The organism is Pseudomonas sp. Pseusp18 (assembly GCF_059506005.1).
In genome coordinates this window covers 4,681,390-4,696,946 of record NZ_CP169240.1, presented here as the reverse complement: position 1 = coordinate 4,696,946, position 15,557 = coordinate 4,681,390, and the positions used below count along the sequence as shown (strand labels likewise).

Annotated in this window: 18 protein-coding genes; 6 read left to right on the top strand and 12 right to left on the bottom strand. The window is 59.9% G+C overall.

Features of this window, described 5'->3' with window-relative positions:
* Positions 1–34: 34 nt before the first annotated feature.
* Both uraD and puuE read right to left on the bottom strand, forming a co-directional pair.
* Entirely contained in the window at positions 35–550 is a 516-nt protein-coding gene (uraD, locus tag ACEN9A_RS20845; protein WP_258670307.1) for a 2-oxo-4-hydroxy-4-carboxy-5-ureidoimidazoline decarboxylase, read from the bottom strand.
* Positions 547–1,473, bottom strand: a complete 927-nt coding sequence (gene puuE, locus ACEN9A_RS20840; protein WP_007940832.1) for an allantoinase PuuE — start codon at positions 1,471–1,473, stop codon at positions 547–549. The genes uraD and puuE overlap by 4 nt, the downstream gene beginning before the upstream one ends.
* A 435-nt stretch (positions 1,474–1,908) precedes the next feature.
* On the opposite strand from puuE, the gene uraH reads away from it, so the two are divergent.
* Positions 1,909–2,262 carry a hydroxyisourate hydrolase gene (gene uraH, locus ACEN9A_RS20835; protein WP_019648215.1) on the top strand — a complete coding sequence of 118 codons (354 nt, stop codon included), beginning with the start codon at positions 1,909–1,911 and terminating at the stop codon, positions 2,260–2,262.
* Positions 2,263–2,428: 166 nt separating this feature from the next.
* On the opposite strand, the gene ACEN9A_RS20830 is transcribed toward uraH, so the two are convergent.
* The 3 genes from ACEN9A_RS20830 to ACEN9A_RS20820 form a co-directional block, all read right to left on the bottom strand.
* Positions 2,429–3,055: a LysE family translocator gene (locus ACEN9A_RS20830; protein WP_258670303.1), complete on the bottom strand. Its 627-nt coding sequence runs from the start codon at positions 3,053–3,055 to the stop codon at positions 2,429–2,431.
* Between the two features lie 72 nt (positions 3,056–3,127).
* Positions 3,128–4,477, bottom strand: coding sequence for an NCS2 family permease (locus ACEN9A_RS20825; protein ID WP_019648216.1), 1,350 nt, complete (start codon positions 4,475–4,477; stop codon positions 3,128–3,130).
* A gap of 361 nt (positions 4,478–4,838) precedes the next feature.
* A complete protein-coding gene (locus ACEN9A_RS20820) occupies positions 4,839–5,294 on the bottom strand; it encodes a MarR family winged helix-turn-helix transcriptional regulator (protein WP_019648217.1) in 456 nt (151 codons plus the stop codon).
* Between the two features lie 82 nt (positions 5,295–5,376).
* Here ACEN9A_RS20820 and ACEN9A_RS20815 point away from each other — a divergent pair, with 82 nt between their 5' ends.
* Complete coding sequence (locus ACEN9A_RS20815) at positions 5,377–6,543, top strand: aminotransferase-like domain-containing protein (protein WP_258670298.1); 1,167 nt, start codon at positions 5,377–5,379, stop codon at positions 6,541–6,543.
* Between the two features lie 100 nt (positions 6,544–6,643).
* Here the strand turns inward: ACEN9A_RS20815 and ACEN9A_RS20810 are convergent, their stop codons facing one another.
* The 5 genes from ACEN9A_RS20810 to ACEN9A_RS20790 all read right to left on the bottom strand — a co-directional run bounded on the left by ACEN9A_RS20810 (position 6,644) and on the right by ACEN9A_RS20790 (position 9,431).
* Positions 6,644–7,015, bottom strand: coding sequence for a glutathione S-transferase N-terminal domain-containing protein (locus ACEN9A_RS20810; protein WP_258670296.1), 372 nt, complete (start codon positions 7,013–7,015; stop codon positions 6,644–6,646).
* A gap of 101 nt (positions 7,016–7,116) precedes the next feature.
* On the bottom strand, positions 7,117–7,662 hold the full coding sequence (folE, locus tag ACEN9A_RS20805) for a GTP cyclohydrolase I FolE (protein WP_007988130.1): 546 nt from the start codon (positions 7,660–7,662) through the stop codon (positions 7,117–7,119).
* A 77-nt stretch (positions 7,663–7,739) separates the two neighbouring features.
* Positions 7,740–8,297, bottom strand: coding sequence for a Smr/MutS family protein (locus ACEN9A_RS20800; RefSeq protein WP_008005647.1), 558 nt, complete (start codon positions 8,295–8,297; stop codon positions 7,740–7,742).
* A gap of 86 nt (positions 8,298–8,383) precedes the next feature.
* Positions 8,384–8,704, bottom strand: a complete 321-nt coding sequence (locus ACEN9A_RS20795) for a hypothetical protein (protein WP_019579704.1) — start codon at positions 8,702–8,704, stop codon at positions 8,384–8,386.
* A 136-nt stretch (positions 8,705–8,840) separates the two neighbouring features.
* Positions 8,841–9,431, bottom strand: coding sequence for a cysteine hydrolase family protein (locus ACEN9A_RS20790; RefSeq protein WP_007940817.1), 591 nt, complete (start codon positions 9,429–9,431; stop codon positions 8,841–8,843).
* A 238-nt stretch (positions 9,432–9,669) separates the two neighbouring features.
* On the opposite strand from ACEN9A_RS20790, the gene prmB reads away from it, so the two are divergent.
* Positions 9,670–10,578 (top strand): 50S ribosomal protein L3 N(5)-glutamine methyltransferase, encoded by a 909-nt coding sequence (prmB, locus tag ACEN9A_RS20785; RefSeq protein ID WP_258670292.1) that lies wholly within the window; start codon positions 9,670–9,672, stop codon positions 10,576–10,578.
* Between the two features lie 109 nt (positions 10,579–10,687).
* Here prmB and ACEN9A_RS20780 read toward each other — a convergent pair whose 3' ends face one another.
* Entirely contained in the window at positions 10,688–11,479 is a 792-nt protein-coding gene (locus tag ACEN9A_RS20780; protein WP_258670289.1) for a hypothetical protein, read from the bottom strand.
* Between the two features lie 87 nt (positions 11,480–11,566).
* A complete protein-coding gene (locus tag ACEN9A_RS20775) occupies positions 11,567–12,565 on the bottom strand; it encodes an alpha/beta hydrolase (RefSeq protein ID WP_019648221.1) in 999 nt (332 codons plus the stop codon).
* Between the two features lie 85 nt (positions 12,566–12,650).
* Here ACEN9A_RS20775 and aroC point away from each other — a divergent pair, with 85 nt between their 5' ends.
* From aroC to ACEN9A_RS20760, 3 genes are read left to right on the top strand one after another with little or no spacing between them, the layout of a single operon-like run.
* Complete coding sequence (gene aroC, locus ACEN9A_RS20770) at positions 12,651–13,742, top strand: chorismate synthase (protein WP_019648222.1); 1,092 nt, start codon at positions 12,651–12,653, stop codon at positions 13,740–13,742.
* Positions 13,743–13,770: 28 nt separating this feature from the next.
* Positions 13,771–14,922, top strand: coding sequence for an MFS transporter (locus ACEN9A_RS20765; RefSeq protein ID WP_258670284.1), 1,152 nt, complete (start codon positions 13,771–13,773; stop codon positions 14,920–14,922).
* The gene (locus ACEN9A_RS20760; RefSeq protein ID WP_019579710.1) at positions 14,919–15,545 is read left to right on the top strand and encodes a methylthioribulose 1-phosphate dehydratase; all 627 of its coding nucleotides are present in this window, start codon (positions 14,919–14,921) and stop codon (positions 15,543–15,545) included. The genes ACEN9A_RS20765 and ACEN9A_RS20760 overlap by 4 nt, the downstream gene beginning before the upstream one ends.
* Positions 15,546–15,557: the final 12 nt, after the last annotated feature.

Below are 15,557 nucleotides of genomic sequence, written 5' to 3'. Positions count from 1 at the left end.
GTTTTTTGCGTTCGTCAACGTCGGGCCAGGCTTGCTATAGGGTCAGTAATCGGAACAACGCGATCTTGTTGATCTCCGCCAGCGCGCATTTGAATTCGGTGTCGACCGGGTTGTGAATGCGCGTTTCGAACGCCGCGAGGATCTGATGCCGGTTGCTGCCTTTTACCGCCATGATGAAGGGAAACTTGAACTTGGCCTTGTAGGCGTCGTTCAGCTCGGTGAAGCGCTCAAACTCTTCGGCCGTGCATTGGTGAATACCGGCGCCAGCTTGTTCATGGGTGCTGGCTTCGGTCAGTTGGCCCTGGACGGCAGCTTTGCCGGCCAGGTCCGGGTGCGCGTTGATCAGGGCCAGTTGGCTGGCGTGATCGGCGCTCAACAGGATGTCGCTCATGCGCTGGTGCAGGGTTTCGATCTGGTCGATCGAAGCGTCCTGGCCCAGGTCGAAGGCCTTCTCGGCCACCCATGGCGAGTGTTCGTAGATGTCGGCGAAGGCGGCGACAAACGCGTCGCGGCTCAGGGTCGATGGCTTCAGTGTCTGGAAGTGGCTCATTTGGCAGCCCCTTGATACGGATGGGTTTGCTGCCAGTGGCGAGCGATGTCGACGCGGCGGCTGAACCACACCTGTTCATGACTTTTAGCGTATTCGATAAAGCGCTTGAGCGAGGCCAGACGCGCCGGGCGGCCGATCAGCCGGCAGTGCAGGCCGATCGACAACATCTTCGGTGCCTCGGCGCCTTCGGCATACAGCACGTCGAAAGCGTCTTTCAGGTATTCGAAAAAGTCATCGCCCTTGTTGAAGCCCTGGACCTGGGTGAAGCGCATGTCGTTGGTGTCCAGGGTGTACGGGATCACCAAGTGCGGCTTGCCGGTCGGGTTGTTCGGTTCCCAGTAGGGCAGGTCGTCGTCGTAGGTGTCGCAGTCGTAGAGGAAACCGCCTTCTTCCATCACCAGTCGACGGGTGTTCGGGCCGGTGCGGCCGGTGTACCAGCCCAGCGGGCGCTCACCGGTGATTTCGGTGAGGATGCGGATCGCTTCGAGCATGTGCTCGCGTTCCTGCGCTTCGTCCATGTATTGGTAGTCGATCCAGCGATAGCCGTGGCTGCAGATCTCGTGGCCGGCCTCGACCATCGCGCGGATCACGTCCGGGTGACGCTGGGCGGCCATGGCCACGGCGAAGATGGTCAGCGGGATGTCGAATTCCTTGAACAGTTTCAGAATCCGCCAGACGCCGGCACGGCTGCCATACTCGTAAAGGGATTCCATGCTCATGTTGCGCTCGCCTTGCAGCGGCTGCGCCGAGACCATTTCCGAGAGGAAGGCTTCGGACTCTTTATCGCCGTGAAGGATATTGCGCTCGCCACCTTCCTCGTAGTTGAGCACAAAGGACAGGGCGATGCGGGCATTGCCCGGCCAGTGTGGGTGAGGAGGGTTACTGCCGTAACCGATCAGGTCGCGTGGGTAGTCAGCGCTCACTGCAGTCTTCCTTCTTGTTCGTGTCGACTTGTTCAAAGTCAGGGTGTGTGTGGCAGCCTGGCGATGAGAGGGCAGGCTGGCGTCACAGCGATGGAGTGATTGTATACAACTTTATATTCACTTTGTAAGCCTGATTTTTTGCATTTTTCACTGACTGCTCTCATTGGAGGGTACTGCAAGAAACCTGCCTGACTGGTCAGCTAATGGATAGAAGGTCCACTGATCTTATGGTTTGGCGCAAGATTCGCCTGCAAACCATGAATGCCATTGGTGGCAGTAAAAATGTCGTTTTTATTGTGTACAATTTTTTTGAAAAATGTCTTAATCAGTCGCTCGCCGCAACTTTTCGTGCTCCGGAACGGTGCGGTCTCCTTTTCAACTGACTTCGGGAGGCGCGAGGTCTGACTGCTCCACGCAGGCAGGCGCGCAGAATCAATGGGACGTTTGACTACACACGTTTTGGACGCTGCACACGGTTGCCCGGGCAGTTCGATCAAGGTCGAGCTGTACCGCGTCGAAAGCTCGCAGCTGGAACTGGTCGCCACGGTGCTCACCAACAGCGACGGCCGGGTCGATGCGCCGCTGCTGCAAGGCGATGACTACCGTACCGGGGTCTATCAGTTGCAATTTCATGCGGGCGATTACTACCGCGCCCGTGGCGTTCAGTTGCCTGAGCCTGCGTTCCTCGACGTGGTGGTGCTGCGGTTCGGCATCTCTGCCGAACAGGATCACTACCACGTGCCGTTGCTGATTTCGCCGTATAGCTATTCGACCTATAGAGGAAGCTAGGACTTTCCCCCCAAAAATCCTGCGCATATAGCTTCTTTGGTCTTTTGCCCGCTCACACTGCGGGCTTTTTTTTGCTTGTAGAAAAGTCAAAAGATCGCAGCCTTCGGCGGCGCCCACAGGCGCGTAGGAGCTGCCGAAGGCTGCGATCCTTTGATCTTGCTTTTACTCAACGGCTCAACAATGACGCCGCACCAGCCCCGCTGAACAACCCGGCACTGACCCGGTTAAACCAGCTCTGCCCCTTGCCACTGCGCAGATACCGCGCAGCACCATGAGCCCCCAGCCCATAAGCCAGCTTGCACAGCAGATCCAGCACGGTCCAGGTGGCAATCATCACCAGCAACTGCGGCAGGAACGGTTGTTCGGCACTCAAAAACTGCGGCAGGAACGCGGCAAAGAACAAAATGTCTTTCGGGTTGCTGGCGCCGAGCATGAATGCGCGCCCGAACAGTGCACGAAAGCGCGGCACCGGCGCAGCCTGGGGCACTTCAGCGCCCTGGGAGGGTTGGCGTGATTGCTGCCAGCTCTGCCAGGCGAGGTAGAACAGATACAGCGCACCGACGATTTTCAGGGTGCTGAACAGCTGTTCCGACGCCAGCAGCAATGCACCCAGGCCGAGCGCCGAAGCGCTGAGCAAGCAGATCGAGGCAAACACGCCCCCGAGAAACGCCGGGTAAGAACGGCGCAAACCGTAATTCAGACTGTTGCTGATCATCAGCAAAGACAGTGGCCCCGGTATCAGGATTACCACCAGCGCAGCGCCGCTGAACAGCAGCCAGGTTTCCAGACTCATCACTTTCCTCCCTATGCACAAAAGCCCCACCCGACGGGGTGAGGCTGGTTTGAAACGCGTACCGCGTGACGCTTACAAGAAGATGAACTTGGCGATGAAGATCGCGCAGAGCACCCACAGGCTCACCGAAATTTCCTTGTACTTACCGGTGCCGGCCTTCAGCGCCACGTAGGTGATGAAGCCCAGCGCGATGCCGTCGGCGACCGAGAAGGTCAGGGGCATCATGATCGCGGTGACGATCGCCGGAATGCTGTCGGTCGCTTCGTCCCATTCGATGTGCGCCATGCCGCCCATCATCAGCATCGCTACATAAATCAGCGCACCGGCGGTTGCATAAGCGGGGATCATGCCAGCCAGCGGTGCGAAAAACATTGCGGCAATAAATAGCACACCTACGGTCACGGCGGTAAGACCAGTCCGACCACCCGCTGCTACGCCAGCGGCACTTTCCACGTAACTGGTGACCGGCGGAACACCCACCACCGCCCCGAAAACGCTGGAGGCGCTGTCGGCTTTCATGGCGCGGGACAGGTTTTCGATCCGGCCGTCTGCGTTCACCAGGTTGGCGCGCTGGGCGACGCCCATCAAGGTGCCGGCGGTGTCGAACATGTGCACAAAGAGGAAGGCCAGCACCACGCTGATCATACTGACGTTGAACACGCCGGCGATGTTCATGGCCATCCAGGTCGGTGCCAGGCTTGGCGGGGCCGACATGATGCCCTCGTAGTGCACCAGGCCCAGGCCCCAGCCGGCGAGGGTCACGGTGATGATGCTGATGAGGATCGCGCCGAACACTTTGTGGTAGCTGAGCACGGCGATCATCAGGAAGCAGATGGCAGCCAGCAGCGGGCCGGGCTCGCGCAGGGAGCCGAGCTTGATCAGGGTGGCCGGGCTATCGACGACGATACCCGCGGTTTTCAGGCCAATCAGCCCCAGAAACAGCCCCACACCAGCGCCCATGGCAAAGCGCAGGCTCACCGGAATGCTATTGAGCAGCCATTCGCGAATCCGGGAAAAGGTCAGGAACATGAACAACACACCGGACACGAACACCGCGCCGAGGGCGGTTTCCCAGTTGTAGCCCATGGTGCCGACCACGGTGTAGGTGAAGAACGCGTTCAGGCCCATGCCCGGCGCCAGGCCCACCGGCCAGTTGGCGTACAGGCCCATCAACAGGCAACCCAGCGCGGCGGCGATGCAGGTGGCCACGAACGCGGCACCGTGATCGATCCCGGCGTCGGCCATGATGTTGGGGTTGACGAAGATGATGTAGGCCATGGTGATGAAGGTTGTCAGACCGGCGATCAGCTCGGTCTTCACCGTGGTGCCGTGCAAGCTGAGTTTGAAGATGCGCTCCAGCCAGCCATTGCGTAACGGCGGCGAGAGTTCCAGCGTCGAGGCTTCGGATTTGCGGCTTTCCACAGCGAGTACTCCTCAAGAGTTTTATTGTTATTTCCAGGGCCGGACCCATGAGGGTGGCAGCGACCCTTTGAGGTACTTGCGAATTTGTTGACCTGATGGTCAGGAACTCGCACGAAGCGAATTATGCTTTTGTATACAAATAAAGCAAATAATGTTTTTGATTTTGTAGACGAAAAAAATGGCAGGCGGGGTATATAGATATGAAATGTGATGTGTAGCGAGTTTTTTGTGGCGAGGGAGCTTGCTCCCGCTGGGGCGCGCAGCGGCCCGACTCAGGCGGTGGCAATTTTTCAGGCGTACTGGCGTTATCGTTCTTTGCGACTGCTGCGCAGCCGAACGGGAGCAAGCTCCCTCGCCACAGTCAGGTGTCGTCCCGGTCAACTCTGGTTACTTCCCCCAGCGCCAGATTCACCGCCAACCACCCATTCACCGCCGTCTCCCCAGCCTCGGCAAACACCCGCTCGAGCAATTTCACCTGCTCGCGCCGCAACGACTGCTCGAACCGCGCGCCTTCCACGGTCAGTTCCAGCAGCCGCTTACGCTTGTCGGTCTGGGACGCGACGCTGTTCACCAAGTGCATTTCCACCAACTGCCGCAGCGGAATGTTCAGCGCCTGCTTGGTCACGCCGAGCAACGCCAGCAACTCCTTGACGCTCAGGTTCGGATAACGCGCGATGAAAAACACGATGCGCTGATGCACCCGGCTCAAGCCGCGACGCTCGAGCATTTCATCAGCCTTGGCGGTGAAGGCCTGATAGCCGAAGAAAAACGCTTCCATGGCTTGTTGCTGGGTGGTGGGGTTTTTAAGGTCAAGCATGTTGACGTATCCGCTCGGTCTGTCGTAATTTCGGTCAATCAGTTTGACTCATTTTCCTCAGGCCTCGCTACCGGTGACCCCCATGGCTTTTTCCGAACGTGTCTCGCGCCTTAAAAGTTCTTTGATCCGTGAAATCCTCGCCGCCGCCCAGCGTCCGGAAGTGATGTCGTTCGCCGGCGGTTTGCCAGCCGAAGCCATGCTGCCGAAAGTCGAGTGGGCGGACATGCCGCTGTCCATGGGCCAATACGGCATGAGCGAAGGCGAGCCGGCGTTGCGTGAAGCGTTGGCGGCCGAAGCCCGGGCGTTGGGCGTGCCGTGCGAAGCGAGTCAGGTGCTGGTGGTCAGCGGTTCGCAACAAACCCTCGATCTGGCGGCCAAGCTCCACATCGACAAAGGCACCGAAATTCTGCTCGAGGCGCCGACCTACCTGGCGGCGTTGCAGATTTTCCAGCTGTTTGGCGCCGACTGCATCACCGTCCCGCTGGAGGCCGATGGCCCGAACCTGGCGCAACTGCGCAGCCGTCTGGAACAACACAAGCCAGCGTTCATCTACCTGATCCCGACGTTTCAGAATCCGTCGGCGGTGCGTTACAGCGAAGCCAAGCGCGACGCGGTGGCAGCGTTGCTCGATGAATTTGGCGTGACCCTGATCGAAGACGAACCCTACCGCGAACTGACCTTCGACGGCGGCAGCGCCACGCCGATCGTCAGCCGCTTGACCAAGGCCAGCTGGATCTACACCGGCACCGTGTCGAAAACCCTGTTGCCGGGCCTGCGGGTTGGTTACTTGATTGCCAGTCCGGACCTGTTCCCGCATTTGCTACGGCTCAAGCAATCGGCCGATCTGCACACCAACCGCATCGGGCAGTGGCAAGCGCTGCAATGGATCGGTACTGAAAAGTACCAGCAGCACCTGGGCGAGTTGCGGGACTTCTACCGGGTTCGTCGGGATGCGTTCCAGTCAGCACTGGAAAGGCATTTTTCCGATCTGGCGGATTGGAACGTGCCGCAGGGTGGGCTGTTTTTCTGGCTGACGCTCAAGCAGCCGCTGGATACCCGCACGCTGCTCAAAGCGGCGCTGGCAGCAGATGTGGCGTTCATGCCGGGCGAACCGTTTTTCCCTGAGCCGGATAACAACCCCGGCCATCTGCGGCTGAATTTCAGCCACATTGACCCGGCAAGGCTGGACGAAGGGCTCAAGCGATTGGCGGCGGTGGTGCGTCAGGCCCTGGCGGCAGAAGCGGCCTGAGGCTGTTGGTGGGAGAGGGTGCAGAAACGAATAAACCGGCCAATCGGCCGGTTTATTTTTGTCTGGATTTTGCGGTGTTTACACCGGTGCAACAGAGGCGTCAGACCGCAGCAAACCGCTTATCCAGATAATCAATGATCACCTTGGACTCATACATCCAGGTGGTCTGGCCATTTTCTTCGATGCGCAGGCACGGCACCTTGATCTTGCCGCCTTGCTCCAGCAGGGCCTGGCGATCCTGTTCGTTGTTCTTGGCATCGCGCAAGGCCACCGGAACGTTCAGGCGACGCAGGGTGCGGCGGGTTTTCACGCAGAACGGGCAGGCGTGGAACTGATACAGCGTCAGGTCCTTGGCGGCCGCTTCCACTTGGGCCTGAGCGGCGGCGGGGCGCTGCTTCTTACCTGGACGGGTGATGAAGTCGATGAAGATGATCAGTTGGCCGAGGCCGATACGAAGCGCTTTGACGAACACGGTATAAGTCTCTCAGGGCAAACAGAAGGCGCGCAGCTTACCTGATTTTTCGCAGGCGAAAAAAAACCGGCGATCAGTGCCGGTTTTCTTCGTGCTGCGAATTACTTGATCAGGCTGAGAAACTCGCTGCGGGTGGCGGCGTTTTCGCGGAACTCACCGAGCATCACCGAGGTGATCATCGTCGAATTCTGTTTCTCCACACCGCGCATCATCATGCACATGTGCTTGGCCTCGATCACCACCGCCACGCCCAGGGCGCCGGTGACTTGCTGGACCGCGTCGGCGATCTGGCGGCTGAGGTTTTCCTGGATCTGCAGGCGGCGGGCGTACATATCGACGATCCGCGCGACTTTCGACAGTCCCAGTACCTTGCCGCTCGGGATGTAGGCAACGTGCGCCTTGCCGATGAACGGCAGCAGGTGATGCTCGCACAACGAGTAGAGCTCGATGTCCTTGACCAGCACCATCTCGCTGTTGTCGGAGCTGAACAAGGCACCGTTGGTGACCTCTTCCAGCGTCTGTTCATAACCGCGGCAGAGGTACTGCATGGCTTTGGCGGCACGTTTTGGCGTGTCGAGCAGGCCCTCGCGGGACACGTCCTCGCCCAATTGGCCGAGAATCGCGGTGTAATTCTGTTCCAGGGACATGAAACTACCTGTGGGATTTTACGCAAAGGGCAAGGGTACGGTGGCAAACACGGCGCTGCAAGCGTGAAGCGACAGCTTTACTCGTCACGACCTTCCATCATGGTTCGTTTAAGCATCACGTAAACCGCTCCAGCGCCGCCGTGTTTCGGCTGGCACGAGGTGAAGCCGAGCACCTGTGGATGCTGACGCAGCCAAGTGTTGACGTGACTCTTGATCATCGGCCGCTTGCCGTCCAGACGCACGGCTTTGCCGTGGGTGACGCGCACGCAGCGGATTTCGAATTTAGTTGCTTCGGCCAGAAACGCCCAGAGGGTTTCACGGGCCTTTTCCACGTTCATGCCATGCAGGTCAAGGCTGCCTTCGAACGGAATCTGTCCGATCTTGAGCTTGCGCATCTGGCTTTCCTGAACACCGTCACGCGCCCACATCAGCTCGTCTTCCGGGCCGACATCAATCACAAACTGATCGGACAGCCCGTCAACGGTGGTCGCATCGGTGCGCACAGTGGCGGCCTGGCGCAGCTTGGCGATTTGCGCGCGGTCGGCCTTGGGTTTGCCGGTTTCGGCGCGATCGTGCTTGATCGGCTTGACGCCTTGGATCGCGCTTTTGAACAGGGAAAAATCGTCGTCTTGCATGTCAGCCTCCGCGAAGGGGGGCAGTTTACCCAAGTCGGAGCGCTATCCATAACAATTGAGGCCCGTCAAAACGCCGGGCCTTTGATTCAGTCGTGTTTTTTCATCAGGTGCGGGGCTATGTTCAGTTCTCGCGACTGGCGCGAACGGCGACGGCAGCGGCGCCATAGCAACACGCCGAGGTACAGCACGAACACGCCCACCGCCAGAATGATCGACGAGCCCAGCGGGCTGGCATTCAACTCGCCCAACGCCGGTGGCCGCCCCAGCAGGCTGGCCGCGCCGGCCATCGCCAGCAATACGCCGCACATCGCCAGCAGGGCAGCGAACGCTGCGCCGAAGCGAAATCGCCAGTTGCGTTGGCCCTTGGGCCGCAAGCGGCGTGCATCAAAACCATCGGATAACTTCATTCCGACCTTCCTCAATGGGTATCGGCCCTTCGACCGGGAGTTGACCGGGATGTTCCTGAGGCTAGGGCAATTACGGCAAATGAGAGGCTTTTGCGGATGAGCGGCGGTATGGGCCGCTCATCGACGGTCGATCAGATCAGATCAGATCGCGGGTCAGGGCGAGGGTGGCGAAGTTGTCCGCCATGATCGCCATTTCGGTCTGCTGAACGTGTTCGGCGCTGAGGATCCCGCCCTTGCAAGGCAAATCCCGCGTCGCGCAGGCGTCTTCCACCAGGGTGCAGCGAAAGCCCAGGTTCTTCGCCGCACGCACGGTGGTGCTGACGCTGGAGTGACTCATGAAACCGCAAACGATCAGGTCGAGCGAGCCCAGTTGTTGCAGGCGATCGTACAGTTCGGTGCCGTGAAACGCGCTTGGCAGCAATTTGCCGATGACGGTTTCGTCGCCCTGTGGCTCCAGGCCCGGGATGAACTCACCGCGTTCGCCCTGGGGATCGAACAGCCCACCGACGGTGCCGAGGTGACGCACATGCACGATTGGCCGACCGGCTGCACGGGCAGCGGCCAGCAGGTGTTTGATGTTCGCGACGGCAGCATCCATGCCGCTCAGGGCCAGCGGACCACTGAGGTATTCTTTCTGGGCATCGATGATGACTAGGGTCGCATGACCCAGATTGGCCGCTGCGTAACCACGGCCGCTGAGTTGAAACATCGTTTTTGGAACGGACATTCTGGGGCTCCTTCGGGTGGGGCTTTTGCGACATTCTCCTCTGGCTGAGCGCTTCTGTGAATCGCTACCATCGTAGGCACCGCCGTTGCTGGCTCGCAGCCTTGTCAAGATACTCGTTCTGTTCAATAGCTCGCTGAAAAAATAGAAGAGTCCTACATCTGATACGGTGTTTTTCCTGCGTCGTCGTGGCGCCGTTTGGCTGTTAGAATCGCCAGTCGTTTTTTCTGGAGTTTATCCCGTGACCACTTCCCGACTTCGTACCCTGCGTGACCATATCCGTTGGGCCGTCAGCCGCTTCCATGGGGAGGATCTGTTTTTCGGCCATGGGACCGACAACGCCTGGGACGAAGCCCGCCAACTGGTATTGGGCGCGTTGCACTTGCCGTGGGAAATCGCCGACAGCTATCTGGACTGCCGTCTGGAAGACGACGAACTGGCCCATTTGCAAAACTTGCTCAAGCGCCGTATCGAAGAGCGCATTCCGACCGCTTACCTGCTGGGCGAGGCCTGGTTCTGTGGCTTGTCGTTCATCGTCGACGAACGCGTACTGATCCCGCGTTCGCCGATTGGCGAGCTGATCGAAAAGCGTTTCGAGCCGTGGCTGGGCGCCGAACCTGCGCGCATTCTCGACTTGTGCACCGGTTCCGGTTGCATCGGTATTGCCTGTGCCTATGAGTTCCAGAACGCCGAAGTGGTTTTGGCTGACCTGTCGTTCGAAGCATTGGAAGTGGCTAACCAGAACATCGAGCGCCACGGTGTCGACGAGCGCGTGTTCACCGTTCAGGGCGATGGTTTCGATGGTTTGCCAGGGCAACGTTTCGACCTGATCGTGTCGAACCCGCCTTACGTCGATGCGGAAGATTTCGCCGACATGCCGGACGAATATCAACACGAACCCGAGCTGGGCCTGGCCTGTGGCGACGACGGTTTGAATCTGGTGCGCCGCATGCTCGCCGAAGCGGCGGATCATCTGACCGAGAAAGGTTTGTTGATCGTCGAGGTGGGTAACAGCCAGGTTCACGTCGAGGCGTTGTACCCGGAAGTCGATTTCGCCTGGCTGGAGTTCGAGCGCGGTGGGCATGGGGTGTTCATGCTGACAGCCGAGCAGTGCCGCGATCATCAGGCGCTGTTCGCTTCTCGCGTCTGACCCCTTATAAAAGCAAAAGATCGCAGCCTTCGGCAGCTCCTACAGGTGTATACCGAACCAATGTAGGAGCTGCCGAAGGCTGCGATCTTTTCTTGCGACTAACGCCGGTTTACCGGTGCGTGGCAATCCAGATCAACAACCCCGCCTGAAACACCGCAAACGCCACCAGACAGGTAATGGTAAAACGCAGTCCAGCGTCTTCACGCTTGTACTTGCTGACCTTTTCTTCGTGTTTCTTCAGTTTGACTTCCTGTTCCGCCAGGTTCTGCTCGGCTTGCTGGAGCATCTGCGCGGCTTCGAGGATTTCCACCTGTTGCAGCTTTTCGCTGTTCCAGTCGCCCAGCAAATCACCGATCTGCACCTCTTTGACGCTGCCCTTCAAATGCTGGGCATCGGCGTAGGCCACGTCAAAACCGTGCACCCGCAGAAAGTGGTCGCGGCGCAGGCGCGTGTCTTCGTTCAACGCGTCCTTGTTGTTCAGGTCGGTGCCGTCGACGGTGTAGGCGGGCCATCGTTTCTTTGCCCACGTGACACCCTGAGATGCCATATAGCGCCCGATGCCACGGTTCATCGGCTCTATCTGCAAGCCGCTTTCCGGAGCGAAATGCACGCGTTTGGCGGCGTGATCGACCCACACATCCAGATGATTCTGTTCTTTGCGTACCCGTTGGCCTGGCAGCTTGATGGCCATGCGCAGCAGGCTGTGCTCCTTGCTGTTGCGTTCGGCGTAACCGAATTCGACAAAGCGCAGCGGTCGGCCGCCGGTGTTACGGTCGGTTTGCAACGGCGCCAGGCGGAGCATTTTGTGGTGCTCGACGTGGACGTCCGCCCACGGCAGCTCGACCGCTGGCGGTGTGTCTTTTTCAGCGGTGGAGTCGGGTGAAGTCTGGGTATCAGTCATAACGGCGAGATCCTGTCCAAGCCCTGTTGCCGCCAGTCATAGCGCTGGCGACAAAGGCTTATCGGCCGTTTTTTTCAGGACTGGAGCTTAACTGGGGCGAAGTCCGTCAATAAATCCGAGGATTCGTGCGCCGAGTTCCGCCGCCAGGGGCAATTGCGGATCTTTATAGGAGGCCAATTGCCGCTTCACGTCGTTGGGCACGATGCGCATGACGTGGTTCATGCCTTCGATTAGTGCCAGTTCGGCGTCCGGTTTGGCGGCTTTGAGCGCCCTGGCGTCACCCACGCCGACCTGGATGTCGTTGCTGCCCTGAATGATCAGTGCCGGCATCGTCAGGTTAGCGAAGGCTGCCGCCGGGTCCTGGCGGAACAGCGAAATCAGGTACGGCTGCACGCTGGGGCGGAAAATCACCTGCAACTGCGGCGGCACGTTGTCGTCAGTGTGGCCGGCCTTGAGGCTGTCTAGCAGTTCATTGCTGCGCAGCATCAAGGCTGGCGGCAGGCGATTGCTCAACTGCTGGCGCAGCACTTGATCGATCGGCCGGGCGCTGCCGGACAGGGAAATCACCGCCGCGGCGTCGACACTTGGCGCCGCCAGGCTTGCAATCAACGCACCTTCGCTGTGGCCCAGCAAAATCAGTTTGCCCAGGCGCGGGTCGGCCTTGAGCTTCTGCCCCCAGGCCACGGCATCGGCCACATAGGCTTCCACCGACAGATTGCGTTCATCCGGCGTTGCCGCAAGGCTCGCCGCCACGCCGCGTTTGTCGTAACGCACACTGGCGATGTTGTGTTTGGCCAGCACCCAGGCCAGCCGTTTGAGGCTGTCGTTGCGCCCGCCGTCGGGGTTGTTTCCGTCACGATCCGTGGGACCGGAGCCGGAAATGATCAGGACGACCGGTACCGGCGTGTCGGACTTGGGCAGCAACAGCGAGCCGAAAAGCTCGCCACTGCCGGTGTCCAGGGTGATCGGGCGTTGCAGGACTGAAGCCTGTACAAAACCGGTAAACAGGGTAAGGCTCAAGGCTAGAACTCGCAGCATCATCACGCCATCATCAACAAGGTGCCGGTTGGACTCGCAGGCACCCATAAGGTTCGAGGATGAACTACTTGGGTAGCCTGCGTATACTGGCGCGCATTACGTATTTTAGGTTCGATTTCACGGAGCGTCCTGCATGTCCGGCAATACCTACGGCAAGCTGTTCACTGTCACCACCGCGGGCGAAAGCCATGGTCCGGCGTTGGTCGCCATTGTCGATGGCTGCCCGCCGGGCCTGGAGATCTCCCTTGAGGACCTGCAGCGCGACCTGGACCGCCGCAAGCCCGGCACCAGCCGCCACACCACCCAGCGCCAGGAAGCCGACGAAGTCGAGATCCTTTCCGGCGTGTTCGAAGGCCGCACCACCGGTTGCGCCATCGGCCTGTTGATCCGCAACACCGACCAGAAGTCCAAGGACTACTCGGCGATCAAGGATCTGTTCCGTCCGGCCCACGCCGACTACACCTACCACCACAAATACGGTGAGCGCGATTACCGCGGCGGCGGTCGCAGTTCGGCCCGTGAAACCGCCATGCGCGTAGCCGCCGGCGCGATTGCCAAGAAATACCTGGCCACCCAGGGCATCGTCATTCGTGGCTACATGAGCCAGCTCGGCCCGATCGAAATCCCGTTCAAGACCTGGGATTCGGTGGAAGAGAACGCTTTCTTCAGTCCCGACCCGGACAAAGTGCCGGAGCTGGAAGCCTATATGGACCAGTTGCGTCGGGACCAGGATTCGGTCGGCGCGAAGATCACCGTGGTCGCCGAAGGCGTGATGCCGGGCCTCGGCGAGCCGATCTTCGACCGCCTCGACGCCGAACTGGCCCATGCGCTGATGAGCATCAACGCGGTCAAGGGCGTGGAAATCGGTGCCGGTTTTGCCAGCATCGCCCAGCGTGGCACTGAACACCGCGATGAAATGACCCCGGAAGGTTTCCTCAGCAACAACTCCGGCGGCATTCTCGGTGGCATTTCGTCGGGTCAGCCGATCGTTGCGCACCTGGCGCTCAAGCCTACATCGAGCATCACCACGCCGGGCCGTTCCATCGATATCCATGGCAACCCGGTGGAGGTCGTCACCAAGGGCCGTCACGACCCGTGCGTCGGCATCCGCGCCACGCCAATCGCCGAAGCGATGATGGCCATCGTGCTGATGGACCACTTGCTGCGTCACCGCGGGCAGAACGCCGATGTGCGCGTGAGCACTCCGGTGTTGGGGCAGCTTTAATGGCTGATCTGAAAGCCGCTACAGTCTGATGGCAGCGGCGGCGCTCCCGTACTGGCGGCTTTCCAGCTTCTACCTGTTCTATTTCGCCTTGCTCGGTTCGACAGCGCCGTTTCTGGCGCTGTACTTCGATCATCTGGGCTTCAGCGCCGCACGCATTGGCGAACTGGTGGCGATCCCGATGCTGATGCGTTGCGTGGCGCCGAATATCTGGGGCTGGCTCGGTGACTACACCGGGCGACGGCTGGCCATCGTGCGTTTCGGCGCCGCCTGCACCTTGCTGACCTTCTCACTGATTTTCGTCAGCAAAAGCTACGCGTGGCTGGCGATGGTCATGGCCTTGCACGCGTTCTTCTGGCACGCGGTATTGCCGCAGTTCGAGGTCATCACCCTGGCTCATTTGCGGGGGCAGACCTCGCGCTACAGTCAGATTCGCCTGTGGGGTTCCATCGGTTTCATCATCACCGTGGTGGCGCTGGGCCGATTGTTCGAATGGCTCAGCCTCGACATTTACCCGGTGGCACTGGTGCTGATCATGGCCGGGATCGTCGTCAGCAGCTTGTGGGTGCCCAACGCGCAACCAGTTCAGGGTGAACGGTTGGCGGGGGACGGATTCCTCCAGCAATTGCGCAACCCCGGAGTATTGGCGTTTTACGCGTGCGTGGCGCTGATGCAGATGAGTCACGGGCCGTATTACACCTTTCTGACCTTGCACCTTGAGCGACTCGGTTACAGTCGCGGGCTGATCGGCATGCTCTGGGCGGTCGGCGTGGTCGCCGAAGTCTTGATGTTTCTGTTCATGAGCAAGATTCTCGCGCGCTTCTCGGTACGCCGGGTGCTGCTGGCGAGTTTCCTGCTGGCGGCTTTGCGTTGGTTGTTGCTCGGCTCGTTTGCCGAGTTTCTTTGGGTGTTACTGTTCGCCCAGGTGCTGCACGCCGCCACCTTCGGCAGCTTTCACGCCGCTGCCATCCAGTTCGTGCAACGTAGCTTCGGCGCGCGCCAGCAAGGGCAGGGCCAGGCGTTGTATGCGGCGCTGGCCGGCACCGGCGGTGCACTGGGCGCGTTGTATTCCGGCTACAGCTGGAATGCCCTCGGCGCCACATTGACCTTTAGTATTGCCAGCCTCGCAGCCTTTGCCGCTGCCGTTATCATTGCCACACGTATGCAAGAGGACAGGCCATGAGCCTTACCCGTGAACACCTCGCCCAGGAAATCATCGATGCCGGGCGCTTTCTGTATGGTCGCGGCTGGTCGCCGGCCACCAGCAGCAATTACTCGACCCGCCTGTCGCCGACCGAAGCCTTGCTGACCGTGTCCGGCAAGCACAAGGGCCAACTGGGCCCGGACGATGTGCTGGCCACCGACTTGTCAGGCAACAGCCTGGAGCCAGGCAAGAAGCCGTCCGCCGAAACCCTGTTGCACACCCAGCTCTATAGCTGGCGTCCGGAGATCGGCGCGGTGCTGCACACCCATTCGGTGAACGCCACGGTGCTGTCGCGCCTGACGCCGGAAGATTTCATCGAGTTCGAAGACTACGAACTGCAAAAGGCCTTCAGCGGCGTTTCGACTCACGAGTCCCGCGTTCGCGTGCCGATTTTCGACAATGACCAGGACATTGCGCGGCTGGCCGCCAAGGTGCAGCCTTGGCTCGACGCCCATCCTGATTGCGTCGGTTACCTGATTCGCGGTCATGGCCTCTACACGTGGGGCGCGCGCATGAGCGACGCACTGCGGCAGATCGAGGCTTTTGAATTTTTGTTCGAGTGCGAGTTGAAGACGCGCTCGCTCTTTAACCGTAATGCATGAACTGTTAAGGAG

Excerpts from the sequence above, each read along its gene's own strand:
- ACEN9A_RS20780 (WP_258670289.1), bottom strand. The coding sequence starts at position 11,479 with ATGACTGATACCCAGACTTCACCCGACTCCACCGCTGAAAAAGACACA.
- ACEN9A_RS20765 (WP_258670284.1), top strand. The coding sequence starts at position 13,771 with ATGGCAGCGGCGGCGCTCCCGTACTGGCGGCTTTCCAGCTTCTACCTG.
- uraH (WP_019648215.1), top strand. The coding sequence starts at position 1,909 with ATGGGACGTTTGACTACACACGTTTTGGACGCTGCACACGGTTGCCCG.
- ACEN9A_RS20775 (WP_019648221.1), bottom strand. The coding sequence starts at position 12,565 with ATGGGTGCCTGCGAGTCCAACCGGCACCTTGTTGATGATGGCGTGATG.
- ACEN9A_RS20820 (WP_019648217.1), bottom strand. The coding sequence starts at position 5,294 with ATGCTTGACCTTAAAAACCCCACCACCCAGCAACAAGCCATGGAAGCG.
- ACEN9A_RS20830 (WP_258670303.1), bottom strand. The coding sequence starts at position 3,055 with ATGAGTCTGGAAACCTGGCTGCTGTTCAGCGGCGCTGCGCTGGTGGTA.
- ACEN9A_RS20795 (WP_019579704.1), bottom strand. The coding sequence starts at position 8,704 with ATGAAGTTATCCGATGGTTTTGATGCACGCCGCTTGCGGCCCAAGGGC.
- folE (WP_007988130.1), bottom strand. The coding sequence starts at position 7,662 with ATGTCCCTGGAACAGAATTACACCGCGATTCTCGGCCAATTGGGCGAG.
- ACEN9A_RS20815 (WP_258670298.1), top strand. The coding sequence starts at position 5,377 with ATGGCTTTTTCCGAACGTGTCTCGCGCCTTAAAAGTTCTTTGATCCGT.
- uraD (WP_258670307.1), bottom strand. The coding sequence starts at position 550 with ATGAGCCACTTCCAGACACTGAAGCCATCGACCCTGAGCCGCGACGCG.
- ACEN9A_RS20760 (WP_019579710.1), top strand. The coding sequence starts at position 14,919 with ATGAGCCTTACCCGTGAACACCTCGCCCAGGAAATCATCGATGCCGGG.
- ACEN9A_RS20800 (WP_008005647.1), bottom strand. The coding sequence starts at position 8,297 with ATGCAAGACGACGATTTTTCCCTGTTCAAAAGCGCGATCCAAGGCGTC.
- aroC (WP_019648222.1), top strand. The coding sequence starts at position 12,651 with ATGTCCGGCAATACCTACGGCAAGCTGTTCACTGTCACCACCGCGGGC.
- ACEN9A_RS20790 (WP_007940817.1), bottom strand. The coding sequence starts at position 9,431 with ATGTCCGTTCCAAAAACGATGTTTCAACTCAGCGGCCGTGGTTACGCA.